Genomic DNA, 24,986 nt, shown 5'->3' with positions numbered 1-24,986 from the left:
CACTTCGGATCACTCGCGATGAATCGCCGGCCCCGCATCCTCGTCATCAATCCCAACTCCAACGAGATGATCACCGAGGGCTTGCGGCAGGCGCTGGTGCCGCTCGCCTTCGCGGAGGGGCCGGAAATCATCTGCGAGAGCTTGCCTGAGGGGCCGGCGGGTATCGAGACACAGGAGCATGTCGAGAGCGTCTCCCTGCCTTTGCGCCGCCGGGTCGAGGCCGCCAACGATGTCGATGCCTTCGTCATCGCCTGCTATTCCGATCCCGGCCTGCATGTGGCGCGCGAGGGCACGCGGAGTCCGGTCTTCGGCATTGCGGAATGCGGCGTGCTCACGGCGCTGACGCGGGCAGACCGCTTCGGCGTGATCGCGATCAAGTCGCGCTCGATCCCGCGCCATATCCGCTATCTCCGCCAGATGGGGCTGATGGATCGGCTCGCCGGAGAGCGGCCGCTCGAAATGTCGGTGGCGGAGAGCGCGACCGGCGAGGGCACTCTCCAACGCATGATCGCGATCGGCACGGAGCTGAGGGATCTGGACGGCGCAGGCGCGATCGTGATGGGTTGCGCCGGCATGGCGCGCCATCGCAGGCCGCTGGAGGATGCGCTGGGCATCCCCGTGATCGATCCGACGCAGGCCGCGGTCGCGATGGCGATCGGCACGATCATGGTGCGTTGAGAAGGACGAGGGCAGATGACGGCGAACTATGATCTGGTCATTCGCGGCGGCACGGTCGGCTCGGCGACCGGCAGCTTCCGCGCCGATGTCGCGGTCAAGGACGGCAAGGTCGCCGCTTTGGGCATCGGCCTTGGTGAGGGCACCCGCGAGATCGATGCGACGGGCAAGTTCGTCCTGCCCGGCGGCATCGATACCCACGCCCATGTCGAGCAGGTTTCGGCCGGCGGATTGCTCAATGCCGACACCTTTGAGAGTGCCACGACCTCCGCTGCCTTCGGCGGCAACACGACGCTGATCTCCTTTGCTGCGCAGCATCGCGGCCTCGATCTGCGCAAGGTCGTCGACGATTATGCCGTGCTTGCCCGGCGCGGCGCGCTGATCGATTACGCCTTCCACCTGATCGTCGCCAATCCCGACGCCAAGACGATCCGGCAGGACCTGCCGGCGCTGATCGGCGAGGGCCACGCCTCGATCAAGGTCTTCATGACCTATGATCTGATCAAGGTCGATGACGAGCCATTGCTCGACCTGCTGCTGACCGCAAGGCAGCATCGTGCGCTGATCTGCGTCCATGCCGAGAACCACGGCATGATCTCCTGGATGGGCAGGAAGCTGGTCGAGAAAGGCTATGTCGCGCCGAAATACCACGCGATCAGCCATCCGCGCGGTTCGGAGGCCGAGGCCTTCAACCGACTGATCACCGCGGCCGAACTGCTCGACCAGCCGATCATGATCTTCCATGTCTCGACGGCCGAGGGCGCGCAGGTGATCCGCGATGCGCGCGGACGTGGCCTCAAGGTCTTCTCCGAGACCTGCCCGCAATATCTCTTCCTGACCCGGCATGATCTCGACAAGCCCGGCCTGGAAGGCGCGAAATGGATGTGTTCGCCGCCGCCGCGTGAACAGGTGGATCAGGATGCGCTCTGGCAGGCGCTGGCGCTCGGCGACATCCAGACGGTTTCTTCCGACCACGCGCCCTATCGCTTTGACGAGACCGGCAAGCTCTCGGGCGGGCCGAATTCCACCTTCAAGCAGATCGCCAACGGCCTGCCGGGGCTGGAGACCCGTTTGCCCCTGCTCTTCGACGCGCTGGTCTCGCAGGGCCGTCCGGAATTCGCCGGGCGCGGGCTCGACGCCTTCGTGAACCTGACGGCGACGGCGCCGGCCGAAATCTACAACCTGCCCGGCAAGGGCGCGCTGCTGCCGGGCTATGACGCCGATATCGCGATCTGGGATCCAGCCAAGCAGGTGACGATAACCGACGCGGCGATGCATGACCTCACGGGCTTCACGCCTTTCGCGGGTCGCAGTGTCACCGGTTGGCCCGAACACGTCCTCGTCCGGGGCGAGGACGTCGTCAGCGGTGGCGCGCTGCATGCCGCTCCGGGCTCGGGCCGCTGGCTCGCGCGCACGGGCGGCCATGCCGCGACCCCGACCGGCCGCCTCGTCGCCGATATGGATCCGCAGCGGAATTTCGGCGCGGCTCTGCTCGACTGAAAGCGTCGTTGCCGACAGAGGATAGCGCGTATTCCAGGCCCGCGCCTCGGTCATGGCCGCTCGTCTATTGTCGACAAAAAATATGCAATATACGGTGCCTGCCGCGTGCCGCCTTTGGGCGCTGCCGTTCCGCCTGAAGGCGGAATCGGATGGCGCACCCAGGTCGACTGAGGCCGCGTAGCATTCGAGAACCGACCAAAAGAGGATGTCGACCGATGGCCATTGGGGTGGGAGGTTCGAGCGTCGAGGCGGAACTGGCCAGGCTGGGAACAGCGAGTGCCGAGGTCCCGCCCATCGCGGTCGGCGAGTTCAAGGCGCGGATCGCCAAGGCGCAGCGCCTGCTGCGGGAGCAGGGCATGCAGGCCCTCTATCTCGATACCTCGACCAATCTGCACTACTTCACTGGCATCCAGCTCAAGCTCACCGAGCGCCTGCATGGCGCGATCATCCCGGCCGAGGGCGAGGTCGTCTATCTCAGCCCGACCTTCGAGGAGCCCAAGACGCGCGAATACATGCAGTTCGGCGACGATGTGCGCTGCTGGGAGGAACATTAGGACCCGGCTGCGCTGGTCGTCGAGACCATCCGCAGCCTCGGCTACGAGAGCGGCTCCGTCGCGCTCGATCCGGACACGCCGTTTTACACCGTCGATGGCCTGCGCAAGGCCGGCAATCGCTTCGATTTCCAGAGCGCCAGTCCGATCACCGCCGCCTGCCGCCAACTGAAGTCGGCTGCCGAGATCGCCCTGATCCAGCGCGCCATGGACGTCACGATGGCGGTCCACAAGGCCGCGGCGCGCACGCTGCGCATCGGCATGACCACGACGGAACTCGTCGATTTCCTCGACCGTGGCCATCGCAAGTTCGGCCTGAGCCTGACATTCGGCGCCGCGCAGTTCGGCGAGGCGACGGCCTATCCCCATGGCGTCCCCTATCCGCAAACCCTGGCCGAGGGAGACATGGTGCTGGTCGATACCGGGACGAAGGTCGGCGGCTACCATTCCGACATCACCCGCACCTATGTTTTCGGCGAGCCCACGGAGCGTCAGCGCGAGATCTGGGATCTGGAGAAGCGTGCGCAGCTCGCCGGTTTCGCGGCGGCCATGCTCGGCGCGCCCTGCGAGGCCGTCGACCAGGCCGCGCGCGGCGTGATCGAGGCCGCCGGCTTCGGCCCCGGCTACAAGGTGCCGGGCCTGCCGCATCGCACCGGCCATGGCCTCGGCCTTGCGATCCACGAGGAACCCTTCATGGTAAAAGGCAGCCGCACGCCGCTGGCGCCGGGCATGTGCTTCTCGGTCGAGCCGATGATGTGCATCTACGGCGAGTTCGGTGTTCGCCTCGAGGACATCGCCTATATGGCGGAAGACGGAGCGCGCTGGTTCACGCAGCCCGCTTACAGCGTCGACGACCCGTTCGGCTACGAGGCCTGAGCCGGTCGGCGCTTACGCCTGCCCGGCGTCGAAGGCATCGCGTGCGCGATGCACGACGTCGAGAAAGGCCTTGATGATCCGGCTGGAGACGCGTTGCTTCAGCACGACGACATGCGCGTAGGTATAGACCTCCGCGCCCGCGATCGGGATCAGCTTCAGTGCCGCGTCGGGCACGAACTCGGCTTCCGAGACATAGCTGATGCCGAGGCCGTGGATCACCGCCTCGCGGATAGCCTCGCGGCTGCCGATCTCCATCATCAGGCGCGGCTTCGTGCCGGTCCTGACCAGCGCCTCCTCGAAGGCGCGCCGCGTCGTCGAGCCCTGCTCGCGCACGATCATCGGCTCGCCCTCCAGCTCTGTCAGCCGGATGCTGTCGCGGGCGGCAAAGCGATGGTCGCTCCGCACGAACACCGCGACCGGATGGCGCCGGTAGGGAACGGTCAGGAGCCGGTCGTCCTCGTCGATATAGGCGAGGACGGCGACGTCGCAGCGATAGCTGGCGAGGTCGTCGAGGACCTCCGCCGAGTTGCCGAGCGTCACGGCAAGCTCGATCTCCGGATAGGCCTGATTGAAGGCGGCGAGCATCTCCGTGACGTGGAACGGCCCGACGGCGCTGATCGAGAGGCGGCCGGTCCGCAATTCCCGCGTATCGGACAGGAAGGCGAGGGCCTCGGCCTCCTCGGCGAAGAGCCGGGTGGTGATGGCCAGAAGCTGGCGCCCGGTATCGCTCAGTTCGCGTCGCCGGCCACGCTTGACGAAAAGCTCGACCCCGAACTCGGCCTCCAGTGCGCCGACCTGCGCCGTCAGTGTCGGCTGGCTGATGTTGAAGGCATCCGCGGCGGCGTTGAAGCCGCCGGTATCGGCCACGAGATGGAACGATCTGAGCTGGGTGTAACGCATAGCAAAAAGCTATCGAAGCGGGCCGAGAAATCAATTTGCGATGGAACTCGGCTTCCGCTGCTGTTGCAGAGGACGTGCTGACGGTGACAGTGAGGCTCGATGCCGATTCTCAGCGACATTCCTGCCGATATCCGGCGCGCCGCCTGCGCCTTTCATGAGGCCGGCCATATCGTCGTCGGCTGGGAGCATCGGCGCCATATCACGCATACCTGGCTGCGGCCGCCCTATGGCTTCTCCGGCGAGACCTGTTTCGAGCCCTATAAGCGCGGCTTCCAGATCGACAGCCCGGTCGATCGCCAGCGGGCCGAGATCGAGATCATCATCCTGTCGGCCGGCTATTGCGGCGAGATGATCTATTGGAACGAGGAGGGGCTGAAATGGTATCCGGGCGCGATCGCCTCCCATGAGGACGACCTCCGGCAGATGAAGCCCTATCTGGCGCTTCTGCAGCCGCCTGACGAGGCCGCGCTGCGGGCCCGCTGCACCAATGCGGCGACCGCCATTCTCTATCGCCCGGCGATGCTCGCGGCTCTCGCCGCCATCGCCCGGCGATTGGCCGACCGGCGCCGCATCGATCGCGACGAGGTCGACGAGATCATCGAGGGCGCGGCGGGCCGAGTGCCGCCGCGCGCCTGATCGGATGTCCAGCCGTTACGCCGCCTTCTTGCCGGCGTCGAACGGCACTTCGATATCGACGGCGAGCGTCGAGACCTGCGGGCCGCGCTCCATCCGGACGCTGACCTTGTTGTCGTCGATCTGCATGTGCTTGGAGATCGCGCGCAGGATTTCGTCGCGCAGCTTGCCGAGCAGATCGGCATCGCCGCCGGTCGCGGCGCGCTCATGCGCGAGCAGCACTTGCAGCCTTTCCCGGGCGGCGGGGGCCGAACGGGGGCGGGAGAAGAGACGAAGCAGGTTCATGCCGCCTTCCTTCCGAAGAACTTGCCGAAGAAACCGCGCTTCTCGCCGGGGACCGTGACCGGGAGCTGCTCGCCCTTGAGGCGGCGCACGGCATCGAAATAGGCGAGGGCAGGGGCGCTGCCCTGGTCGGCCAGCGTGACCGGCGAGCCGATATTGGAGGCGCGCAGCACGTCCATGCTCTCGGGGATGATGCCGAGCAGCGGGATCGAGAGAATCTCGAGCACGTCGTCGACCTTGAGCATATCGCCGCGCTCGGCCCGCAGAGGGTCGTAGCGGGTCAGCAGCAGGTGCTTTTCCATGCGCTCGCCATTTTCGGCCTTGAGTGTCTTGGAATCGAGCAGGCCGATGATCCGGTCGGAATCGCGGACCGAGGAGACTTCCGGATTGGTCACGACGATAGCGATATCGGCATGGCGCATGGCCAGCGTCGCGCCGCGCTCGATGCCGGCCGGGCTGTCGCAGATCACCCAGTCGAAATTCGCCTTCAGCGCGCCGATGACCGCCGCGACGCCCTCGCTCGTCAGGTTGTCCTTGTCGCGGGTCTGAGAGGCCGGCAGCAGATAGAGCGTCTCGACCCGCTTGTCGCGGATCAGTGCCTGGGTGAGCTTGGCCTCGCCCTGGATGACGTTGACGAGGTCGTACACCACGCGCCGCTCGGCGCCCATGACGAGGTCGAGATTGCGCAGGCCGACGTCGAAATCGACCACGACGACCTTGTCCCCGCCCTGGGCGAGCGCGGCGCCGAGCGCGGCCGACGATGTCGTCTTGCCGACGCCACCCTTGCCCGATGTGACGACGATGACCTTGCCCATTGACCGCTCCTTCTGAACGTTGAGTGATGTGCGCGCCTCAGGCGAGCGCTTCGACCTTGAATGTTTCGCCGTCGAGCCAGATCTGCACGGGCTTGCCGCGGAATTCCGGGCCCATGTCCTCGGCCGTCTTGTAGAAGCCGTCGATCGCGATCAGCTCGGCCTCGAGCTTGCGGCAGAAGATGCGTGCGGCCGCATTGCCCATCGTGCCGGCCATCGCCCGGCCGCGCAGGGTTCCGTAGACATGGATCGAGCCGCCCGCGACGATCTCGGCGCCGGACGCGACCGAGCCGACGATGGTCACGTCACCTTCGAGGAAGACCAGCGACTGGCCCGAGCGCACCGGCTGCGTCACGATGATCGACGGCACCGACTTGGGCAGGTCCGGCATGACCGGCTCGGCGGCGGCAACCTCGGCCTTGGCCGTCTCGGCCGCAGCGGCCGGAGGCTCGAAATCGGAGGTCGGCCGCCCGTCGGCCATCGCCGGTGGCAGATCCGAGCCGAGCAGGGACGGCGAGGCGCCCTCGATGCCCATGATCCTGACCTGGCGCTGGCCGAGCTGGCTGACGAAGGTGCGAAGCTGCGCCCGGTCGATGTCGAGCCCGGTGATGTCCAGCACCACGGGGCGCCGCAGGAAGAAGCCGGCGGAGCGCGACGCGAGATCGTCGAGCCGCGCGAGCCAGTCCTCGAAGGGCAGCTCCGGGGTCAGCGTCAGCGCAAGATAGGACCGCCCCTTGAGGCGGATGGGCCGGGGTTGAGTTAACACGTCGGTTATCTTGGTAAATTTTCGGTTGCTTCGGTGTATCGAGAGAATGGTTAACAGGTGGTAAACCGCGCCTCCGAAGAGGCTCTCTCGACACGGTCCGAGGGACGCTGTCCACACCCCGTTCGCGGCTTGCGCGCAGGGGCGGCGCATGCCCTCCGTTAGGGCAGGACGTGCAGGCGCAGGGGCCGGAAACCGCTGATTCTAAGCGAATAATGCCGCCACAGACGCCGGCGTTGCTCACCCCGGTCATGCTCGGGCTTGACCCGAGCATCTCTGGGAGAAAGGGCGCCTTTCCAGTGGGAGATTCTCGGATCTGCGCTTCGCCCGAGAATGGCGTGGGTCTGAAACGCGGGCGCGCCTAGCCCTGAAACACTTCCGGATAGGCGTAGAGCCCCGGCGCGCCGCCGGTATGCCAGAACACGACGGTGTCGTCGGGGCCGATGGCGCCGCTTCGGACCTTAGCAACGAGCCCGGCCATCGCCTTTCCGGTATAGACGGGGTCGAGGAGGATGCCTTCCGTCCGTGCGACCAACTCGACCGCTTCGATCATCGCGGGCGTCGGTTGGCCATAGCCGGGACCGACCTGCGAATCATCGATCTCAAGCGCGATCTGCTGGCCCCGCTGCCGGCCTTCCAGCGCGTAGATATCGTTCACCAGCCCGGAGACGATGGCGGCCGACTGTTCCGTCGAACGCGAGACGCTGACGCCCTGCACGCGGCAGGCAAGTCCGGCATCCTCGACGCCGGCGAGGATGCCGGCATGGGTGCCGCCGCTGCCTGTCGGCACGACGATCTGATCGATGCGAACATTCGCCGCCTTCGCCTGCCCGGCCAGTTCCAGTAGGGCATCGCGATAGGCGAGGCTGCCCAGCGCATTGGACCCGCCGACCGGGATGAAATAGGGCCTTTTTCCCTGCGCCTTCAGCCCGGCCACGGCCTCGTCCGCGATCACGGTCGCATCGCCGCCGGCCGGAAGCAGACGGATCTCGGCGCCGAATAGTCGGTCGAGCAGCCAGTTACCGTTGTTCCGGTAGGATTCGCTGCGGTTCGCCACCGAATCGGTCAGCAGCAGCACGCAGGCCAAACCATTGCGCGCGGCTGCAGCAGCCGTCTGGCGGGCATGGTTCGACTGGATCGCGCCCATGGTGACCAGCGTGTCGGCGCCCTGCTTCAAGGCCTCGGCGACGAGGTATTCGAGCTTGCGTACCTTGTTGCCGCCGCCGGCGAAGCCGGTGCAGTCGTCGCGCTTCATCCAGATCGACGGTCCCTAGCCATTCGGGCTGAGCGCCTGCGAGAGGCGCGGGAGTTGCTCGAACGGCGTCGGCAGCAGCGCCAGTCGGATCGTGTCGCGTCGGGTCATTCCGGGAGGCTCCCAGCTTCGTTGCCGTCGTTAGCGAGGACAGCATAGCGCGGCGCCGGAGATTCGCCGGGCGTGCGAACGCATGCCCGGCGTGCAGTTTGGACCTACGGCTACAGCCGCCGCGACAGGCGCGGGTCGAGCCGGTCGCGCAGGCCGTCGCCGAGCAGGTTCACCGCCAGCACGACCAAGGCGAGCGCGATGGCCGGGCAGAAGATCGTCCAGGGCGCGCGGGCGAGATAGAGCCGGCTCGAGGCGATCATGTTGCCCCAGCTCGGCACTTCCGGCGGCACACCTGCGCCGAGGAAGGAGAGCGAGGCTTCCACCAGGATGGCGGACGCGCAGATATAGGTCGCCTGCACGATCAGCGGCGCGATCGTGCTCGGCATGATATGCCTGAACAGGATGCGCGGCGTCTTGGCCCCGCAGGCGCGCGCGGCCTCGACAAAGGGCAGTTCCTTGACGCTGAGCACGATCGAGCGGACCAGCCGGACGACGCGTGGCAGCTCTGGAATCGAGATCGCAGCGATGACGATGCCGATGCTGCCCTGGTTCAGCGAGACCATCGCGATGGCGAGCAGGATGGCGGGGATCGCCATCAAGCCGTCCATCAGGCGCATGACGATGGCGTCGAACCGGCGATAATACCCGGCGAAGAGCCCGATCGTCAGGCCGATCAGGATTGAGATCGTCGCGACGCTCAAGCCCACGATCAGCGAGACGCGGGCGCCGTAGACGGTGCGCGCGAAGACATCCTGGCCGAGCTGGTCGGTGCCGAAGCGCAATTCGGGGGAGGGCGGTTGCAGGCGCCGCGTCGGCAGCTTCAGCATCGGATCGCCCGCGATCAGCGGCGCGATGATCGCGATGCCGACGAAGAAGATCAGGATGGCGCCGCCGATGAGCATTGTCGGGTTGCGGCGCGCGAAACGGCCGAACCGAACGAGCCGGTTGCCGGAAGCGGGAACGGGGGCGGTGGTGGCATCGATCGTTGTCATCGTTCGCGCCTCCTCAATGCCGGATGCGGGGGTCGATGAGTGAATAGGACAGGTCGACCGCGAGGTTGATCAGCACATAGATGCCGGAAAAGACGAGGATCACGCCCTGGATGATCGGGTAGTCGCGCTTTGAGATCGCATCGACGACGAGGCGGCCGATGCCGGGAATGTTGAACACCGTCTCGGTGATCACGACGCCGCCGATCAGCAGGGCGACGCCGATGCCGATGACGGTGATGATCGGAACGCCGGCATTCTTCAGCGCGTGCTTCATCAGCATGGTGCGCGCCGGAACCCCCTTGGCATTGGCGGTGCGGATATAGTCCTCCTCCAGCACCTCCTGCACGGAGGCGCGGGTCATGCGCGCGATCAGCGCGACATAGGCGAGGCCGAGCGTGATCGTCGGCAGGATGAGATGGAGGAACCACGGGCCGATGCCGTCCATGATCGGCCGGTAACCCTGCACGGGCAACCAGCGCAATTCGATCGCGAAGACATAGATCAGGCAGTAGCCGACCACGAAGGTCGGCATCGAGAAGCCGAGCACGGAAAAGCCCATCAACAGGCGGTCGACTGGCCGGCCGGCCTTCCAGGCGGCGAGCACGCCGAGCGTCACCGCGATCGAGACGGCGAAGATCATCGTCAGCACGGCGACCGACAGCGTCGGCTCCATGCGTTGCAGGATCAGCGTCGAGACCGGCGTGCTTGTGAAGATCGAGACGCCCAGATCGCCCTGCACGACGCGCAAAGCCCAGCGGCCGAACTGCACGAGCAGGGGATCGTCGAGGCCGAGCCGCTGGCGGATGGCGAGAATCTGCTGCGGGGTTGCGTAGTCGCCGGCGATGATGGCGGCGGGGTCGCCGGCCGAGAGATGGAGCAGGAGGAAGACGAAGATGCCCACCAGCGTCATCACCAGGATGGTCGATGCCAGGCGCTGTACCAGATAACTCAGCATTGCGTCGTTCGTCCTCCGTCGGCTTGTTCTCTGATGCGGACTGCTGGGTCGCCCGCTCGGGCACGGCTTGCGTGCTCGCCCTCACGCCGCCGGCACGATCACCTGAAGACGGTCGGACAGGCGGAGCCCGCGCCAGGGCGGGCTCCGCGTATCGATGATCGATCGGGCTGAAATCAGCCCTTCTTGACGTTCCAGAACGGGATCAGCTCGGGCATGCCGATCAGGCCCGTCAGGTTGCGCAGGGCTGCCGGTTGGAACCACTGGCCGAAATAGGCATGCGGCACGAAATCCCAGGCGTTCTGCTGGATGTCGCGGGCGATCTGCTTGCGCTCGGCATCCGACTGGGCGCCGGCCCATTTGTCGCGCAATTGCTCGTGCAGCTCGTTGTTGGGCCAGCCGAACCAGCCCTTCTCGCCATTGGCGGCATGGCCACTGAGCGAGACGGGATTGCCGAAGGCATTGACCGAGCCGGAGGTGAAGAACACGTTCCAGCCGCCCTGGTCCGGCGCGGCCTTGACGGCGCGGCGGGTGACGACGGCGCCCCAGTCGGAAGCCTGCAGCGAGACGTTGAACCCGGCCTGGCGCATCCATTGCGCGATCAGGTTCGCGGCATTGTTCATGTAGGCGATGTTGGTCGCCTGCAGCACCACGACCGGGCGTCCGTCATAGCCGGACTCCTTCACGAGCTGCTTCGCCTTCTCGATGTTCGGCGCACCCTTGAACCAGTCGATATTGGCGTCGTTCTCCATCGGCGTGCCCATGCCGAACAGCGAGGAGCAGCCGCGGAAATACTTCTCGTCGCCGAAGGTCGCCTTCATCACCTCGGTCGGATGGATCAGGTGCAGCATGGCCTGGCGGGCCTTGACGTTGTTGAACGGCGGATGGAGCCAGTTCACGCGCGCCCAGCCGAGCTGGCCCTGCTTGTTGAGAACTTCCAGCTTGATGTCCTTCTCGCCGGCGAGCGAGTCGAGCAGGTCGACGTTGGGATATTCGATCATGTCGATCTCGCCGGCGCGGATCGCGGCGATGGCGGTCGCCTCGTCGGCGATGTTCTCGTAGACGACGCGGTCGACATTCACGACCTTGCCGCCCGAGGTCATCACGGCCGGCTCGGAGCGCGGCACGTAATTCGCATTCTTGTCATAGACATAGCGCTGGCCCTGGACGACCGCGCTCTCGTTGAAGACGAAGGGCCCCGAGCCGATGATCGTGCTGATCTGCTGGTTCGGATCGGTCCCGGCCTCCTTCTCGCGCATGATGTAGCAGACATTGGTCGCGGCCTTTGCGAGCCATTCGACCACGAGCCCATAGGGCTCCTTCATCACGATCTGAAAGGTCTTGTCGTCCTTCACCGGCGTGTCGGCGAGCCGTGCCATCATGTGCTGGCCGCCACCGTCGCGGGCGCCCCAGCGCCGGATCGAGGCGACGCAGTCCTTGGCCGTGACCGGCGTGCCATCGGTGAAGCGCAGGCCGTCGCGCAGTTCGAACGTATAGGTCTTGCGGTCGTCCGAAAGCGACCATTTCGAGACCATCTGCGGCTGCGGCTCGAACTTGTCGTTCACGCCGAACAGCGTGTCGTAGACCATGCCGGCGTGATAGGAGGTCATGTTCGCCGTCGTCCATATCGGATCGAAGACGCGCAGATCGCCGTGCAGGACGGCCTTGAGCGTGCGGGCGGCGGAAGGCGTGGTCTGGGCGCGGATCGTGGCTGGCGCAGCGAGGGCCGCGCCGGTTGCCAATCCGCCCTGAACGAAGCGTCTGCGTGTCGTGGTCATGTCGTTCTCCTCCTCGTTGATGGGGAGGACCGCGGGCATTCGCCTCGTCTGGCCCTCATCGGGTCATGCTTCTTCTCTCCTGTTCCTTTCGGGTGCGGGGGCGTCAGACGACGAGCCGGCCCGGCGGGAGCGGATCATGCGGCCAGAGCGGCCGGTTGATCTTGCGATAGGGATATTTGCGCACGTCGAGATGCGAAGGGCCACCGCCATCGGTGTAGATCACCTCGCTGGCGATCGGGCCGTAGGCCGCGTGGAAATGGTTGGTCGACTTGACCGAGACGATGCGCTTCTGCGTCGGGTCGATGCCGACGCTGGTGAAGATTTCCAGTCCTAGCGCCTGCGTCCGGTGCGAGAGCAGCGCGACATCGATGCCGTCGATGCGGATGCCGACCGCGTTGCCGATCGGCACCTTGGCGGTGCCGAAGCTCTGGGTGCCGTTGCGGATCGCGCCGAGCACCGTGACCTCGCCATCGACCGGCGTGCCGGAGGTCGAGGCCGCCTTGCCGCCGAAGCGTAGCGGAATGGTCGCGCCGACGCCGGCCGTCAGGCAGAACTCGACCGCCACCGGGTCCCAGATCGGGCCGACCGCCGCGTCGCCGATGCCGCGCTCGCGCAGCCGATGGATGATGTTGGTGTTGTCGGAAGCCGCGCCGCCGCCCGCATTGTCGGTGGAATCCGCGATGACGCGCGGGCCGTTGGCGGCCCCGCCGAGCGCCCGGTCCAGCGCCTCGTCGAGCGGGGTCACCGGCGGGGCGAACTGCCCCTTGAGCGAGCGGAACTCCTCGCCGAGTTTGGCGGCGAGCGCATCGCCCTTCGCCTTGTCGTTGTCGGTGATGACGAGGACGCGGGTGCCGATCTCCGGAACGTCGCCCTGCTGGAAGCCATGCGCCAGCGAAACCGAGAGGATGCCGTCCTTGCCTTCGAGCGCGCTCATCCGGTCGACGAAGGAGCGGCCGGGCTCGCGCGTCGTCGGCACCAGCTCGATCATCCGGCAATCATAGAGCGACATCACCGGTTTGATCTTGCCGCGAATGGTCCCAAGGATGATGTCGACAAGTTCCTCGGCCCGCTCGACGAAGTCGATATGCGGATATTCCTTGTAGAGAATGACCGCGTCGGCGAGGCGCACGCGCTTCTCGGTCAGGTGGCAATGCGGATCGAGTTCGACGCCGATCGGCACGGAGGGGCCGACGATGGCGCGGACATGCTCGATGATGTCGCCCTCGCAATCATCGTAGCCATGCGCGACCATGGCGCCGTGCAGGCCGAGCAGCACGCCGTCGACCGGCAGCGCCGCCTTGAGCTGGGCGAGGATCTCGTCCCGCATCTCCTCGTAATCGGCCTGGGCGCAGGTCCCTGACGGCTCGGCCCAGAAGCAGGAGCCTTCGATCAGCTCGAAGCCCTCGCGCTTGGCGCGCTGCCGCGCAACGTAGAGCGGGGCGGTGGTGTGTGTCGCCCGGTCGGGATGATGGCCCGCAGGAAAATAGGCGGAAGCCTCGAAATTGGCCCGGGATGTCGGGATAGGAGAGAACGTATTGGTCTCGGTTGCGAGCGACGCAGCGAACAGACGCATAAGCTACCTTTCCGACGATGTGACCGTCATGTTCGGTTGGCCGAGAAGGCCATGTCAAGCTGCAGCGCGAGCGCGGGATGTTGCAGCCGCTGCATGGGCCGGAAGCGCCGCATTATTGCTAATGAGGCGCATTGGCATTTTATCGTGTCGATCTTGCTGCCGGGGAGACCGGGCCGACCCCAGGGGTCACTTCGCCAGCGTCACTTCCCACATCCGCAGCTTGGACTGCCAGGGCTGGAAGCCGGAGATGGCCTTGCTCATCGCCACCGCATCGAGGCCGTTATAGAGGAAGATCAGCGGCACCTCGTCGATGACGCGGCGGTGCAACTCGTCGAAGATCTTCTGCCGCTCGGCCTTGTCCGAAATCAGCATCGACTTGTCGATCAGCTTCTGCGCGTCCGGATTGTCCCAGACCTTGCGCGGCTGCTTGTCCTTCGGCCCGGAGAATTGTTCGAAGGCGATCGCCGGGTCGAAGCGGGCTGAGAACGAGAAGGACTGCATCTGGTAGTTGCCCTTGTTGAACCGGTCGAGCTGCGTCGCCCAGTCCAAGATCTCGATCTCGGCATTGATCCCGACCGCCTGCAGCATCTGCTGCCAGACCACCGCCGCCGGGAAGCTCGGCACGGTCGGGCGCTTGTTGGCGAGGATGGTGATCTTCTCGCCCTTGTAGCCCGCTTCCTGCAGCAACTGCTTGGCCCGGGCAGGGTCATATTTATGACCCTGCTTCTCGACCTCGCCGAAATAGCCGGAGGTCGAGTAGATCGGCGAGTTGTTCGGCGTGCCCAGGTTGTTGGAGGCGGCCGCGACCAGATCGGGATAGTCGAGTGCGGCTGCGATCGCCTGGCGCAGCTTCTTGTTGCTCATGACAGTGTCTTTGGTCTGGATCAGGAAGATGTGGCGCACCGCATTGGGCGCGACCGCGACCTTCAGGCTCGGCACCTTCTTGAGTTCCTCGACATCGCTCGGCAGCGTCTCGCTCATCTGCACCGCGCCGGAGATCAGCGCGGCCTTCACGGTCGCCGCATCCTTGACGACCAGGAACTTGACCTCCTTGAGCAGCGGGCGCTTGGAGCCGACATAGCCGTCGATCTTGCCCTGGCCGGGCGACTGGTAGCCGTCGAAGGCGGTCATCGTGAAATACTCGCCGCGCTTCCATTCGCCGAACTTGTAGGGGCCGGTGCCGATCGGCTTGTCCCATGTCCCGTCGGCCTTGACGGAATCCTTGTGCAGGATCGCGGTCATCGCGCAATCGGTGCGGGCCATCGTGTCGAGGAACAGCGCGTTCGGCTTGTCGATGGTCATGACGAAGGTCTTGGCATCGGGGGCCGAGACGGATTCGACCTTGAGGCCGCTGCGTCCGTCGAATTCCGACGTGCAGCGCCAATCGGTCTTCGGGTCCATGTAGCGGTTCCAGCTCCACAGCACGTCGGCCGAGGTGAGCGTCGCACCATTGTGGAACTTCACCCCGTCGCGCAGCGTGAAGGTATAGGTCTTGCCGTCGGCAGAGAGATCGACTTTCTGCGCCAAGAGCGGCGCGGCATTGCCGCCTTCGTTGTAGCCGACGAGCCCCTCGACGAGCTGCAGCGCGAAATCGTCGGTGCTGTCGTCGCGGTTGACACCGGGATTGTTGCTGCGGATGTCGGCGGCGACTGCGACGGTGATCGACTGGGCCGCGGCCGGGCTCGCGCAGGCGGCGAGCAGGATCGCAAGGGTGAGTGGGCGTCTCATGGCATCGGCTCCCTCAAGGTGTCGCCATAAGCGGCGCGGTCGGTCTCGATCAGGCGGCTCGTTCGGTCGCGAAAGGCTCGCCGGTCAGGCTGTAGCAAGTGAAATGCCGGTTGAGCGCCGGCAGCGGCGCGACCTCCATTACGCCCTTGCCCGGTTCGAGCAGGATCATCGCCACGCTGGCGGTGATATCGCCGCGCTGGCCGGGGCGCGGCGGGCGGCAGACCGAGAAGGGCGAGAGGAAGTCGTCGAATAGCGCGGCCTTCAGGTCCTCGCGGCCGAGCGGCCGGCGCGGCTCGTTCAGGAGGTTGCGGACGCGCCAGTCGCGATAGGGGCTGTCGGGCGCGCTGGCGATGCCGGTCTCGCGCAGCTTCGTCAGCGCCGTCGGGTTGGTCCAGTGATTGGCATGCACGATCAGCCCGTCCTCGGGCAGGATCGGAAAGGCCTCGTCCGGCGCGCATTCGAGGTCGATGCCAAAACCCTTGTCCTGGCTCAGCATCATGTTGGTCGAGCAGGCCTTGGGCGTGGTCGCCACCACCTTGATCGCCAGCGCCAGATGCTCCTGTTCCATCGCCTTGCGGCGGATCAGCGCCAGCGGCACGCCCTCCTGGCAATAGTCGCGGTCGCTGCGCAGGTAATTGCCGGTGACGCAGATGCCGGCCTCGTTCATGCCATGCCGGCCCAATCCGCCGGCCTCGACGAAGGTCAAGAGGTCCGGCCCGTTCTTTCGCTGCACCCTGAGCACGATCGCGGTCTTGGCGCATTCCGGCTGCCAGTCCCAGTTCTGGCCCTGGATCACGCCGCCGGTGGCGCTGCGTTCCGGCAGGATGATCGCGCCGGTGCAGCCGTCATTATCGGCCTCGTCTTCCTCTTCCTCCTCGTCGGGGCGGCTGGTGATCAACCTGGCCTTGGCGACGATCTCGGTGCGGGCATTGATCATGATGATCGCATCGAGCGGCACGCCGGAGCCGTCGGCGATGCCGCGCATCTCCTCCAGATAGGCTTCGTCGAAGGCCGCGATCCCCTGGCGCGCCTCGTCGATCAGCTTGCCGCGCAGCGTCGGGCTTGAGCCGAGCCCGTCCAGTTGGCCGGCATAGAACCGGGCGCTGCCGGCGATGCGATCCGGCACCGCCGCGCCATAGCTGCGGCCACGCTCGTAGGGAGAGCCCGAGACCGAGACGAAGGGAAATGGTTCGATCACGAGACACTGCTGTGTTTTTTGATTGACCAAGATGCACAGTGGCGCATCATTCCACAGATTGTCAAATCGCCTCCGAAGAAGCGGAGATACGGCATGGCCAGCAATCTGCGCGGCGAGATCATCGGCGATATCCTGCGGCTGGCCCGCGACGAGGGCTGGCCGGCGGGTGCGGCTGTTGGCGTCAAGCCTCTGGCGGCACGGTTCGGCGTTTCGCGCACGCCGGTGCGGAGCGCGCTCCTGACGCTGGTCGAGATGGGGCTGCTGGCGCGCGAGCAGGGCCAGGGCTTCAGCTTGCTGCGGCCGGTCGACGACGTGGCCATTGCCGCGCATATGCCGCTACCGGCCGGCGGCGGTGAGCTCTACCACCGGATCCTGACCGAGCGGGCGCGCGGCGAGCTCCCGACCGAGGTCACCGAGAACGCGATGCTGGCGCAATTCGGCGCGGCCAAGGGCGATCTGCGCAAGGCCCTGATGCGGCTGTCGTCGGAAGGGCTGGTCCAGCGCCAGCGCGGCCATGGCTGGCGCTTCACCGAGAGCCTCGACGCGCCGGAGGCCATTCTCGAATCCTATGCCTTCCGCATCGCCATCGAGACGGCGGCGCTGAACCAGCACGGCTACAGCATCGACCCCGTGGAACTCGCTCGTCTCCGGACCGCGCATGAGGCGCTGATGCGTCGGCCGGTGCAGGAGGTCACGCCGCAACTCTGGTTCGAGGTCAACTCGACCTTCCACGAAACGCTGGCCTCATGGTCGCGCAATCGCTTCTTCCTGCAGGCCGTCAGGCGCCAGAACGCGCTGCGGCGGATGCATCAGTTCGCCGATTTCTGGGAGTTGGAGCCGGAGCAGATCCTGCAATCCTGCCGGGACCACCTCGCCATTCTCGCGGCGCTCGACAAGGGCGACCGGCCGGGTGCCGTACAGCTTCTCGTCGAACACCTTGCTGGAGCGGCCCAGGACTGGGAAGGGCAGTCGGCGGAGAGTTCAGGGCAGCCCTGACGCGCTGGTCGGCACGCCCGCTACAGCGATAATTGTGAGCCGGCCTCGGCACAGCTCGCCTTGAGCGCTTTGAGGATCGCGTCCTCGTCGGTCGCGATGCCGTGGCGCTGCAGGCAAGGCACGAGGATCGCCGCCTCGGCATGCCCGCCGGGGCCGATGACCGGGCAGGCGATATCGGTCACCGCCATGATGTCGCGGCTGGCGGCGACGCGGTGTCCGAGAGCGCGAATCTCGGCGAAGCTGCGCTCGGTCTCGGCCGCTTCAAGGCGTTGCTTGTCGGCCTCCGACGCCTCCCGCATCAACTGGCGCCGGCGCGTCTCGCTCTGGAAGGCGAGGATCAGCAGCCCGGAATTGGCGTCGAGAGCCGGGCGGCCATAGCCCGGCCGCACGATGACGCTGGCATCGAGATGGCCCGAGGTCGTCGCCAGCACGACGGTCTGCGCCCGGCTCAGCACGACGAGATGCGCGACCTGGCCGCTCGTCTCGCTGAAGCGTTCCATCACCGGCAGCACGATCGAGGTGAGCTGCCGTCCGGCCGGCGTGCGGATGCCCAGGTCGAACAATCGGCGCGACAGTTCCAGCCGGTCCGTGCCGGCCTCGCGGGCGAGATAGCCGCGCTGCTGCAGCACGAAGACCATGCGGAAGATCTCGCTCTTCGAGCGGGCAAGGCGCTCGGCGATCTCGCGCGTCGAAAGCGGCTCGCCGACCTCGGCAAGCAATTCGAGAATATCGAGCCCCTTCTCGAGCGCGGGCGCCGCGTAGATGCCCTTGTCTCCGTTCTCGGTGTCCGGCAGGTCGCTCATGTCTCTCTGTTTCATATATGAAGCTTGACATCAAATAAGAAACGAACCTAGCCTCACGGTCAAAGGGGAGGCTGATGGTACGATCGTCGGATCATATCGCAGGTTCTGGGAGCGCCGCGCCGCTGTCGCGCGGCGGCCGGTCATGAAGTACGGCCTGCAGTTCCGCGATGTCTTCGCCGCCTGGGAATCGATCCTGGAAGGCGTCTGGATAACGCTGCTGCTCTCCGCCGCCGCGATGGTCGGCGGCCTCGTCATCGGCATCGCCTGCGCCGCCGCCCGCGTCTATGGCCCGGCCTGGCTGCGCCGCATCGTCGGCACCTATGTCGAGGTGATCCGCAACACCCCGCTGCTTGTGCAGCTCTTCCTGATCTTCTTCGGCCTGCCGACATTCGGCGTCAGGCTCGACGGGCTCACCGCCGCGATCATCGCGCTGGTCGTCAATCTCGGCGCCTATACCACCGAGATCGTCCGCGCCGGGCTGGAAGCCGTGCCGAAAGCGCAGGTCGAGGCCGGCCATTCGCTCGGGCTCTCCGGCCTGCAGGTCTTCCGCTATGTCGTGATGTTTCCGGCGCTGAAGGCGATGTTCCCGGCGCTCGCCAGCCAGTTCGTGCTCTTGATGCTGGCGACCAGCGTCGTCTCGCAGATCTCGGTCGAGGACCTGTTCCATGTGGCCTCGATCGTGCAGTCGCGCACCTTCCGCGATTTCGAGGTCTACACCGTCATCGGCGTGCTCTATCTCGGGCTCGCCTTCGCCTTCCGCGGCCTGTTCGCGGGTCTCTATTACTGGGCGTTCGTCAGGCGATGATCCGCGAATTCGGCCTCATCGATGTGATGTACCTGATCGCGGCGGCGCGCTGGACGCTGGCGCTGACCGCGACCGCCTTCATCGGGGCATCGCTGATCGGCATCGTCATCGCCATCGCCCGCATCCTGCCCTTCGCGCCGCTGCGCTGGCTCGCGGCCGCCTATATCCACATCGTCCAGGGCACGCCGCTGCTGGTCTGGCTCTTCGTGATCTTCTTCGGCTTGCCGCTCACCGGCATCTCGGTCAATCCATGGCTCGCGGCGGCGACGGCCTTCTCGGTCTATGGCAGCGCCTTTCTGGGCGAGATCTGGCGCGGCGCGCTGGTCTCGATCGCGAAGACGCAATGGGAGGCCGGCGCCTCGCTTGGCCTCTCGCTCGGAGAGCAGTTGCGCCATGTCATCGTGCCGCAATCGATCCGCGTCGCGATCCCGCCGACGGTCGGCTTCCTCGTTCAGCTCATCAAGAACACTTCGCTCGCTGCGGTGATCGGCTTCGTCGAACTGACACGCGAGGGCCAGCTTACGGCAGCCGGCACCTACAAGCCCTTCGCCGTCTACATCACCGTCGCTGCGATCTATTTCGCGATGTGCTTCCCCCTCTCGCAATGGAGCCGCTCGATCGAGCGGAAGCTCGATGTCGCTCGTTGAAATCCATGGGATCAACAAGAGCTACGGCTCGGTCCAGGTGCTGAAGGACGTCACGCTCGATATCGCGAAGGGCGAGGTCGTCGCCGTGATCGGCCGCTCCGGCTCGGGCAAGAGCACGATGCTTCGCTGCATCAACGGGCTGGAGCCGATCCAGGCCGGCCTGATCCGCGTCGACGGCACGCAGGTCAGCGACCCCGCGACCAATCTGCGCAAGTTGCGCCAGGAGGTCGGCATCGTCTTCCAGAGCTTCAACCTGTTTCCGCATCTTTCGGTCTGCGACAACATCACGCTCGCCCCGCGCGTCGTGAAGAAGCAGGCGCCGCAGGCCGCCCGCGAAGTAGCGCGCGAAGTGCTCGCCCGCGTCGGGCTGGAGGACAAGCTCGACGCCTATCCCTCGCAGCTCTCCGGTGGCCAGCAGCAGCGCGTCGCCATCGCCCGCTCGCTCGCCATGCGGCCGAAGCTGATGCTGTTCGACGAGGTCACCTCCGCGCTCGATCCGGAGCTCACCGGGGAAGTTCTCAAGGTCCTCGAATCCGTGGCGAAAGAGGGCATGACCATGATCCTCGTGACCCACGAGATGGGCTTTGCCCGCCGCTTCGGCTCGCGCGTCGTCTTCATGCATGAGGGGCGCATTCACGAGCAGGGCCCGGCCGCAGCCGTCCTGGCCGAACCGAAGACGCCGGAACTCCAGACCTTCCTCAGCGCGGTCCTGCACTGAGGCTGAATGCCAACGATATCAACGAGGGGAGAAAAGACGATGCGTTCACTGTTCGCAGGCAGATCTTTCGTGGCGGGGCTGGCCGCCCTGGCCATCGCCGCCTTCGGCGCCGCCGAGGCCAAGGCCGACAAGCTCCAGGACATCCTGTCCAAGGGCGTGGTTCGCATCGGCGTGCCGCTCGACGCGCCGCCCTTCGGCTCGCAGGATGCCGATCGCAAGGCGATCGGTTTCGACATCGAGATGGCCGAGATGGTCGCCAAGGGCCTCGGCGTGAAGCTGGAGATGCAGCAGATCACCGGCGCCAACCGCATTCCCTTCCTGATGACCGACAAGGTCGACATCGTCATCTCGGTGATGGGCCTGACGCCGGAGCGCGCCAAGCAGATCCAGTTCACGGCGCCCTATGCCAACACCTTCCTCGCGGTCTACGGCGCGAAGAGCTCGACGGTATCGAGCCCGGAGACGATCGGCTCGGCCCGCGTCGCCGCCGCCAAGGGCACGACGCAGGAACTCGCCATCTCGGCCGCCGCACCGAAGGCCAGCCTGATGCGCACGGAAGACGACGCCACGGCCGCCGCCGCCTACATCACCGGCCAGGCCGATCTCCTCGCCACCAACTCGATCGTGGCGCAGGCGCTGGCCAAGCAGAACCCGAGCAAGGAATTCGAGCGCAAGTTCGTCATCCGCCGCAGCCCTGCCCATATGGGCGTGCAGATGGACCAGCACAATCTCGTGCGCTGGCTCGACGGCTTCATCTTCTTCAACTCGATGAACGGCGAACTCGACCGGCTGCACCGGAAGTACCTGGACATGCCGATGGACCCGCTGCCGACGCTGTGACGTCGTAGCGCTTCCTGCTGGGCGCATTGCTGCGCCCGGCTTTTCCACGCTTCTCAACGGCCCGCCTGCGGCGCCGATCCCTGCCCTGCACCCTGCGTGACCCCATGAGCACAGCCAGCGCCGCGCGCCCCAAGCCGACCCCGCGCCCGTCCAGCGCCTTCCTCACCGTCGATCTCGATCGCGAGGGCAAGCAGACCGGCTTCCTGATGATCCCGCATTCGCCGCATGACGATGCCTGGGGCGCAACCCGCGTGCCGGTCGCAGTGATCAAGAACGGCACCGGCCCGACCGTGATCATGGAAGGCGGCAACCATGGCGACGAATACGAGGGGCCGATCACGATCTGCGACCTGATCCGCGATCTCGATCCCGGCCGCGTCCAGGGTCGGCTCATCCTGATGCCGGCGAACAACGTCCATGCGGTCATGGCCGGTCAACGCACTTCACCGGTCGATGGGCTGAACTTCAACCGCACCTTCCCGGGCGATCCGCGTGGCACCATCACCCAGCAGATCTCGGCTTTCGTCAGCGACCATATCCTGCCGGTCGGCGACGCTTTCCTCGATCTGCATTCCGGCGGCTCCTCGCTCGATATCATCCCGAGCGCCATCGTCGAGCCGACCGACGATCCGGCCCTGCACAAGCGCAATGTCGCGGCCGTCCAGGCCTTCGACGCGCCGATGATGGTCGTCATCAGCAATCTCGGCGAGCCTCGCACCGCGACGGCCGCCGCCTGCCGGGCCGGGCTCGTCACGGTCGGCACGGAGATGGCCGGCGCCGGCACGGTCTCGCTGGAGGCGCTCGCAGTCTGCCGGCGCGGCGTCGCCAATGTGCTCGACCATCTCGGCGTCGTCGTCCGCGAAAAACCCGAGCCCCGGCGGGCCGAGGGCCAGATACTCGAACTGCCCGGCATCTCCGCTTACGTCTACGCGACGGCGGACGGCATCTTCGAGCCTTTCCACGCCAATGGCACCAAGGTCAGCGCCGGCGAGCCGGCGGGACGCATCCACTGCACCTGGGACCCGACGCGCCCGCCCGAGACGCTGTATTACGCCGCCGACGGCATCCTCTACGGCCGCCGCCAGCCGGGCCGCGTCAAGCCGGGCAATTGCTGCCTCATCGTGGCTGCGCCCTATCGCGGGACCCTGTGATGATCGCGCTCGACGATATCCGCGCCGCCCGCCAGCGCATCGCGCCCCACATCCGGAAAACCCCTACGCTGCCCTATGCCAGGACGCGCGGCAGCGATTTCGGCGGCGATGTCACGCTGAAGCTAGAATTGCTGCAGGCGGCTGGCTCCTTCAAGGCGCGCGGCGCGATGAACCGGCTCCTGACCCTGTCGAAGGACGAGCTGGCGCGCGGGGTGGTCACGGCATCCGGCGGCAATCACGGCCTCGCCATCGCCCGCTCGGCCCATGTGCTCGGCGTCAGCGCCACGATCTTCCTGCCGTCCAACGCGGCGCCGGACAAGATCGCCAAGCTGCGCGACTGGGGCGCCGACGTCCATATCGTCGGCGCGATCTGGGACGATGCCAATGCCGCCGCGCTCGCTCATTCCAGCAAGACCGGCGCGACCTATGCCCATCCGTTCAGCGATCCGGTCGTTGTGGCCGGGCAGGGCACGCTCGGCCTCGATATTCTCGACGACATGCCTGATGTCGACGTCATCCTCGTCGCGATCGGTGGCGGTGGATTGATCACCGGCCTCTCGACGGCGGTGAAGGCCCTGCGCCCGCAGACGCGGATCATCGGTATCGAGCCCGTGGGCTCGCCGACGCTGCATGCCTGTCTCGCCGCCGGCCGCCTCGTCGCGCTCGACAGGCTGGAGACCCGCGTCGCCACGATGTCCTGCCGCCAGACCGACCAAGCGATCTATGAGGCGACGGCGCGCAATGTCGACGAGATCGTGCTGATCACCGATGCCGAGATGGAGCAGGCGGCGAAATCGCTCTGGTTCGAATTCGGCATTGCCGCCGACCTGTCCGGCGCGGCGGCGATTGCTGCGCTCCAGTCCGGGCGCGTTCCGCTATCCGGCGGCGAAACAATCTGCGCGCTGGTCTGCGGCGCCGGCACGGATGGCTGCCTGCCTGGCTGAGGTCAGCTTGCATTTTTGGAAACAAAGAGGGAACATGTAAGCATGTCTCTCTCGGATTCTGTTCTGAACCCGCCGCCGGCACGGCCCGATATCACGCGCATCGTCTGTCGCGGCGCGGCACGTCATCTGCGCGAGCGCGGCTATGCCATCGTCAAGGAGATGACCTTCGCCAATGGCCGGCGTGGCGACGTCGTCGCGCTTTCGCCCTCGGGCGAGCTCTGGGTCGTCGAGGTTAAGTCCGGCATCGCCGACTACCGCGTCGACGGCAAGTGGCCGGATTATCGCGATTATTGCGATGGCTTCCTCTTCGCGGTCGCCCCGGAATTCCCGCGCGAGATCCTGCCCGACGATGTCGGCCTGATCGTCGCCGATGCCTATGGCGGCGAATTGCTGCGCGAGCCGCCGCGGCATCCCCTGAGCGCGGCGCGGCGCAAGATGCTGACCATCGCGCTGGCGCGGCTGGCTTCCAGCCGGCTCGCGCTGATCGAGGACCCTGACGCCTCAGCCTGATACGACCGCCTCACAGGCTTCGGTTATCGCCGCTTTCGGCATCGCTGCGAACCGGCGCAGATCGATCTCGTCGACCAGGAAATCGATGAAAGCGCGCACCCGTGCCGGCAATTTGCCGCCGTGGCCGACATAGACGGCATGGATGTCCTCGACATCGCCGGGATTGAAATCCTCCAGCACCGGGACGAGCCGGCCCGCGGCGATGTCGTCGGCGATATGGAAGAGCGAGAGCCGCGTCAGCCCCTGTCCCGCCAGCGCCAGGCGCCGCGCGCTCTCGCCATCGCCGACCGTGACGCGTCCATGGGCCGGCAGGAAGGCGCGCTGCCCGTCGATGACGAAGGGCCATGTATCGCGGTGCCGGGCGAAGTTGAAGGTGATGAGATCGCAGCCGGCGAGTTTTTCGGGATGATCCGGCGCGCCACGCGCAGCCAGGTAATCCGGCGAGGCGACGATGGCCGAGACGCTTTCGCCGAGCTTGCGCGCGACGAGCTGGGAGGATTTGAGCGGGCCGACCCGGATCGCGACATCGGCGCGCTCGTCGACGAGATCGATCACCGCATCGGTGATCGAGATGTCGAGCTGGATTCCGGGATGCGCCGCCATGAAGCGGGGCGCCACCGGCAGCAGAAAATGCCAGCCGAAGGCGACATTGGCGTTCACCCTGAGCCGCCCGCGTGGGATCTGGCAGGCGGCGACCGCCCGCTCGGCCTCGTCGAGATCGGCCAGCACGCGCAATGTCCGCTCATGGAAGGTCGTGCCTTCCTCGGTGAGCATGAATTTGCGGGTCGAGCGCACGATCAGCCTGACGCCGAGCCGCGCCTCCAGCCGGGTGATAAGCTTGCTGACGGCAGACGGTGTCATCCTGAGTGCGCGAGCGGCCGGCGAGAACCCGCCGAGCTCGACGACGCGGGCAAACACCTCCATCTCCCCGGATCGGTTGATCTCGCTGCGCGGCATCGTGAATTGATCTCACAATTGCTGGTCTTTCACGCAGTC

Annotated in this window: 26 protein-coding genes; 13 read left to right on the top strand and 13 right to left on the bottom strand. The window is 66.3% G+C overall.

The features are described 5' to 3' along the window. Nucleotides 1-18 precede the first annotated feature (18 nt). The 4 genes from Q9235_RS18910 (at nt 19) to Q9235_RS18895 (ending at nt 3,602) form a co-directional block, all read left to right on the top strand. Nucleotides 19-678, top strand: a complete 660-nt coding sequence (locus Q9235_RS18910) for an aspartate/glutamate racemase family protein (protein WP_306223338.1) — start codon at nt 19-21, stop codon at nt 676-678. Nucleotides 679-693: 15 nt separating this feature from the next. Continuing rightward, a complete protein-coding gene (gene hydA, locus Q9235_RS18905) occupies nt 694-2,175 on the top strand; it encodes a dihydropyrimidinase (RefSeq protein ID WP_306223337.1) in 1,482 nt (493 codons plus the stop codon). Nucleotides 2,176-2,390: 215 nt separating this feature from the next. After that, complete coding sequence (locus Q9235_RS18900; protein ID WP_306223336.1) at nt 2,391-2,729, top strand: aminopeptidase P family N-terminal domain-containing protein; 339 nt, start codon at nt 2,391-2,393, stop codon at nt 2,727-2,729. Nucleotides 2,730-2,933: 204 nt separating this feature from the next. Beyond that, nucleotides 2,934-3,602, top strand: a complete 669-nt coding sequence (locus tag Q9235_RS18895; RefSeq protein ID WP_422678214.1) for a M24 family metallopeptidase — start codon at nt 2,934-2,936, stop codon at nt 3,600-3,602. A gap of 12 nt (nt 3,603-3,614) precedes the next feature. Here the strand turns inward: Q9235_RS18895 and Q9235_RS18890 are convergent, their stop codons facing one another. Beyond that, a complete protein-coding gene (locus tag Q9235_RS18890; protein ID WP_306223335.1) occupies nt 3,615-4,502 on the bottom strand; it encodes a LysR substrate-binding domain-containing protein in 888 nt (295 codons plus the stop codon). Between the two features lie 99 nt (nt 4,503-4,601). Between Q9235_RS18890 and Q9235_RS18885 the strand changes: the two genes are divergently transcribed. Beyond that, nucleotides 4,602-5,138: a hypothetical protein gene (locus Q9235_RS18885; protein ID WP_306223334.1), complete on the top strand. Its 537-nt coding sequence runs from the start codon at nt 4,602-4,604 to the stop codon at nt 5,136-5,138. A gap of 15 nt (nt 5,139-5,153) precedes the next feature. Here Q9235_RS18885 and minE read toward each other — a convergent pair whose 3' ends face one another. The 10 genes from minE to Q9235_RS18835 form a co-directional block, all read right to left on the bottom strand. Further along, entirely contained in the window at nt 5,154-5,420 is a 267-nt protein-coding gene (gene minE / locus Q9235_RS18880; RefSeq protein WP_306223333.1) for a cell division topological specificity factor MinE, read from the bottom strand. Beyond that, a complete protein-coding gene (minD, locus tag Q9235_RS18875; RefSeq protein ID WP_306223332.1) occupies nt 5,417-6,232 on the bottom strand; it encodes a septum site-determining protein MinD in 816 nt (271 codons plus the stop codon). Before minD ends, minE begins: the two co-directional genes overlap by 4 nt. A 37-nt stretch (nt 6,233-6,269) precedes the next feature. Beyond that, on the bottom strand, nt 6,270-7,004 hold the full coding sequence (minC, locus tag Q9235_RS18870) for a septum site-determining protein MinC (protein ID WP_306228350.1): 735 nt from the start codon (nt 7,002-7,004) through the stop codon (nt 6,270-6,272). 349 nt (nt 7,005-7,353) lie between these two features. Then, entirely contained in the window at nt 7,354-8,247 is an 894-nt protein-coding gene (locus Q9235_RS18865; RefSeq protein ID WP_422678213.1) for a D-cysteine desulfhydrase family protein, read from the bottom strand. A gap of 218 nt (nt 8,248-8,465) precedes the next feature. Continuing rightward, entirely contained in the window at nt 8,466-9,347 is an 882-nt protein-coding gene (locus tag Q9235_RS18860) for an ABC transporter permease (protein ID WP_306223331.1), read from the bottom strand. A gap of 13 nt (nt 9,348-9,360) precedes the next feature. Then, on the bottom strand, nt 9,361-10,302 hold the full coding sequence (locus tag Q9235_RS18855) for an ABC transporter permease (protein ID WP_306223330.1): 942 nt from the start codon (nt 10,300-10,302) through the stop codon (nt 9,361-9,363). A 173-nt stretch (nt 10,303-10,475) separates the two neighbouring features. After that, a complete protein-coding gene (locus Q9235_RS18850) occupies nt 10,476-12,077 on the bottom strand; it encodes an ABC transporter substrate-binding protein (RefSeq protein WP_306223329.1) in 1,602 nt (533 codons plus the stop codon). 103 nt (nt 12,078-12,180) lie between these two features. Then, the gene (locus Q9235_RS18845; protein WP_306223328.1) at nt 12,181-13,650 is read right to left on the bottom strand and encodes a M81 family metallopeptidase; all 1,470 of its coding nucleotides are present in this window, start codon (nt 13,648-13,650) and stop codon (nt 12,181-12,183) included. Nucleotides 13,651-13,836: 186 nt separating this feature from the next. Beyond that, nucleotides 13,837-15,378 (bottom strand): ABC transporter substrate-binding protein, encoded by a 1,542-nt coding sequence (locus Q9235_RS18840; RefSeq protein ID WP_306223327.1) that lies wholly within the window; start codon nt 15,376-15,378, stop codon nt 13,837-13,839. Nucleotides 15,379-15,427: 49 nt separating this feature from the next. Then, nucleotides 15,428-16,576 carry a C45 family autoproteolytic acyltransferase/hydolase gene (locus Q9235_RS18835; RefSeq protein WP_306223326.1) on the bottom strand — a complete coding sequence of 383 codons (1,149 nt, stop codon included), beginning with the start codon at nt 16,574-16,576 and terminating at the stop codon, nt 15,428-15,430. A gap of 93 nt (nt 16,577-16,669) precedes the next feature. Here Q9235_RS18835 and Q9235_RS18830 point away from each other — a divergent pair, with 93 nt between their 5' ends. Beyond that, entirely contained in the window at nt 16,670-17,572 is a 903-nt protein-coding gene (locus Q9235_RS18830; RefSeq protein WP_306223325.1) for a GntR family transcriptional regulator, read from the top strand. Between the two features lie 20 nt (nt 17,573-17,592). Here the strand turns inward: Q9235_RS18830 and Q9235_RS18825 are convergent, their stop codons facing one another. Beyond that, nucleotides 17,593-18,375 (bottom strand): IclR family transcriptional regulator, encoded by a 783-nt coding sequence (locus Q9235_RS18825; protein ID WP_306223324.1) that lies wholly within the window; start codon nt 18,373-18,375, stop codon nt 17,593-17,595. 142 nt (nt 18,376-18,517) lie between these two features. Here Q9235_RS18825 and Q9235_RS18820 point away from each other — a divergent pair, with 142 nt between their 5' ends. From Q9235_RS18820 to Q9235_RS18790, 7 genes are all read left to right on the top strand, one after another. Then, on the top strand, nt 18,518-19,180 hold the full coding sequence (locus tag Q9235_RS18820) for an amino acid ABC transporter permease (RefSeq protein WP_306223323.1): 663 nt from the start codon (nt 18,518-18,520) through the stop codon (nt 19,178-19,180). Continuing rightward, nucleotides 19,177-19,827, top strand: a complete 651-nt coding sequence (locus Q9235_RS18815; protein WP_306223322.1) for an amino acid ABC transporter permease — start codon at nt 19,177-19,179, stop codon at nt 19,825-19,827. Before Q9235_RS18820 ends, Q9235_RS18815 begins: the two co-directional genes overlap by 4 nt. Beyond that, nucleotides 19,814-20,545, top strand: coding sequence for an amino acid ABC transporter ATP-binding protein (locus Q9235_RS18810; RefSeq protein ID WP_306223321.1), 732 nt, complete (start codon nt 19,814-19,816; stop codon nt 20,543-20,545). Before Q9235_RS18815 ends, Q9235_RS18810 begins: the two co-directional genes overlap by 14 nt. 39 nt (nt 20,546-20,584) lie before the next feature. Next, nucleotides 20,585-21,385 (top strand): transporter substrate-binding domain-containing protein, encoded by an 801-nt coding sequence (locus Q9235_RS18805; RefSeq protein WP_306223320.1) that lies wholly within the window; start codon nt 20,585-20,587, stop codon nt 21,383-21,385. Between the two features lie 104 nt (nt 21,386-21,489). Then, nucleotides 21,490-22,536 (top strand): succinylglutamate desuccinylase/aspartoacylase family protein, encoded by a 1,047-nt coding sequence (locus Q9235_RS18800; protein ID WP_306223319.1) that lies wholly within the window; start codon nt 21,490-21,492, stop codon nt 22,534-22,536. Then, a complete protein-coding gene (locus Q9235_RS18795; RefSeq protein WP_306223318.1) occupies nt 22,536-23,480 on the top strand; it encodes a threonine ammonia-lyase in 945 nt (314 codons plus the stop codon). Before Q9235_RS18800 ends, Q9235_RS18795 begins: the two co-directional genes overlap by 1 nt. Before the next feature lie 42 nt (nt 23,481-23,522). Next, entirely contained in the window at nt 23,523-23,990 is a 468-nt protein-coding gene (locus Q9235_RS18790; protein ID WP_306223317.1) for an MmcB family DNA repair protein, read from the top strand. Here the strand turns inward: Q9235_RS18790 and Q9235_RS18785 are convergent. Next, nucleotides 23,982-24,947 carry a LysR family transcriptional regulator gene (locus Q9235_RS18785; protein ID WP_306223316.1) on the bottom strand — a complete coding sequence of 322 codons (966 nt, stop codon included), beginning with the start codon at nt 24,945-24,947 and terminating at the stop codon, nt 23,982-23,984. The genes Q9235_RS18790 and Q9235_RS18785 overlap by 9 nt on opposite strands. Nucleotides 24,948-24,986: the final 39 nt, after the last annotated feature.

Source organism: Bosea beijingensis, from assembly GCF_030758975.1.
Lineage (GTDB): Bacteria > Pseudomonadota > Alphaproteobacteria > Rhizobiales > Beijerinckiaceae > Allobosea > Allobosea beijingensis.
This window is presented reverse-complemented; position numbering and strand designations above follow the sequence as displayed.

Excerpts from the sequence above, each read along its gene's own strand:
- Q9235_RS18795 (WP_306223318.1), top strand. The coding sequence starts at position 22,536 with ATGATCGCGCTCGACGATATCCGCGCCGCCCGCCAGCGCATCGCGCCC.
- Q9235_RS18790 (WP_306223317.1), top strand. The coding sequence starts at position 23,523 with ATGTCTCTCTCGGATTCTGTTCTGAACCCGCCGCCGGCACGGCCCGAT.
- Q9235_RS18815 (WP_306223322.1), top strand. The coding sequence starts at position 19,177 with ATGATCCGCGAATTCGGCCTCATCGATGTGATGTACCTGATCGCGGCG.
- Q9235_RS18850 (WP_306223329.1), bottom strand. The coding sequence starts at position 12,077 with ATGACCACGACACGCAGACGCTTCGTTCAGGGCGGATTGGCAACCGGC.
- Q9235_RS18865 (WP_422678213.1), bottom strand. The coding sequence starts at position 8,247 with ATGAAGCGCGACGACTGCACCGGCTTCGCCGGCGGCGGCAACAAGGTA.
- Q9235_RS18890 (WP_306223335.1), bottom strand. The coding sequence starts at position 4,502 with ATGCGTTACACCCAGCTCAGATCGTTCCATCTCGTGGCCGATACCGGC.
- minE (WP_306223333.1), bottom strand. The coding sequence starts at position 5,420 with ATGAACCTGCTTCGTCTCTTCTCCCGCCCCCGTTCGGCCCCCGCCGCC.
- Q9235_RS18840 (WP_306223327.1), bottom strand. The coding sequence starts at position 15,378 with ATGAGACGCCCACTCACCCTTGCGATCCTGCTCGCCGCCTGCGCGAGC.
- Q9235_RS18885 (WP_306223334.1), top strand. The coding sequence starts at position 4,602 with ATGCCGATTCTCAGCGACATTCCTGCCGATATCCGGCGCGCCGCCTGC.
- Q9235_RS18805 (WP_306223320.1), top strand. The coding sequence starts at position 20,585 with ATGCGTTCACTGTTCGCAGGCAGATCTTTCGTGGCGGGGCTGGCCGCC.
- minD (WP_306223332.1), bottom strand. The coding sequence starts at position 6,232 with ATGGGCAAGGTCATCGTCGTCACATCGGGCAAGGGTGGCGTCGGCAAG.
- hydA (WP_306223337.1), top strand. The coding sequence starts at position 694 with ATGACGGCGAACTATGATCTGGTCATTCGCGGCGGCACGGTCGGCTCG.
- Q9235_RS18820 (WP_306223323.1), top strand. The coding sequence starts at position 18,518 with ATGAAGTACGGCCTGCAGTTCCGCGATGTCTTCGCCGCCTGGGAATCG.
- Q9235_RS18845 (WP_306223328.1), bottom strand. The coding sequence starts at position 13,650 with ATGCGTCTGTTCGCTGCGTCGCTCGCAACCGAGACCAATACGTTCTCT.
- Q9235_RS18895 (WP_422678214.1), top strand. The coding sequence starts at position 2,934 with ATGGACGTCACGATGGCGGTCCACAAGGCCGCGGCGCGCACGCTGCGC.
- Q9235_RS18860 (WP_306223331.1), bottom strand. The coding sequence starts at position 9,347 with ATGACAACGATCGATGCCACCACCGCCCCCGTTCCCGCTTCCGGCAAC.
- Q9235_RS18910 (WP_306223338.1), top strand. The coding sequence starts at position 19 with ATGAATCGCCGGCCCCGCATCCTCGTCATCAATCCCAACTCCAACGAG.
- Q9235_RS18855 (WP_306223330.1), bottom strand. The coding sequence starts at position 10,302 with ATGCTGAGTTATCTGGTACAGCGCCTGGCATCGACCATCCTGGTGATG.
- Q9235_RS18900 (WP_306223336.1), top strand. The coding sequence starts at position 2,391 with ATGGCCATTGGGGTGGGAGGTTCGAGCGTCGAGGCGGAACTGGCCAGG.
- Q9235_RS18785 (WP_306223316.1), bottom strand. The coding sequence starts at position 24,947 with ATGCCGCGCAGCGAGATCAACCGATCCGGGGAGATGGAGGTGTTTGCC.
- Q9235_RS18825 (WP_306223324.1), bottom strand. The coding sequence starts at position 18,375 with ATGAGCGACCTGCCGGACACCGAGAACGGAGACAAGGGCATCTACGCG.
- Q9235_RS18800 (WP_306223319.1), top strand. The coding sequence starts at position 21,490 with ATGAGCACAGCCAGCGCCGCGCGCCCCAAGCCGACCCCGCGCCCGTCC.
- Q9235_RS18830 (WP_306223325.1), top strand. The coding sequence starts at position 16,670 with ATGGCCAGCAATCTGCGCGGCGAGATCATCGGCGATATCCTGCGGCTG.
- Q9235_RS18810 (WP_306223321.1), top strand. The coding sequence starts at position 19,814 with ATGTCGCTCGTTGAAATCCATGGGATCAACAAGAGCTACGGCTCGGTC.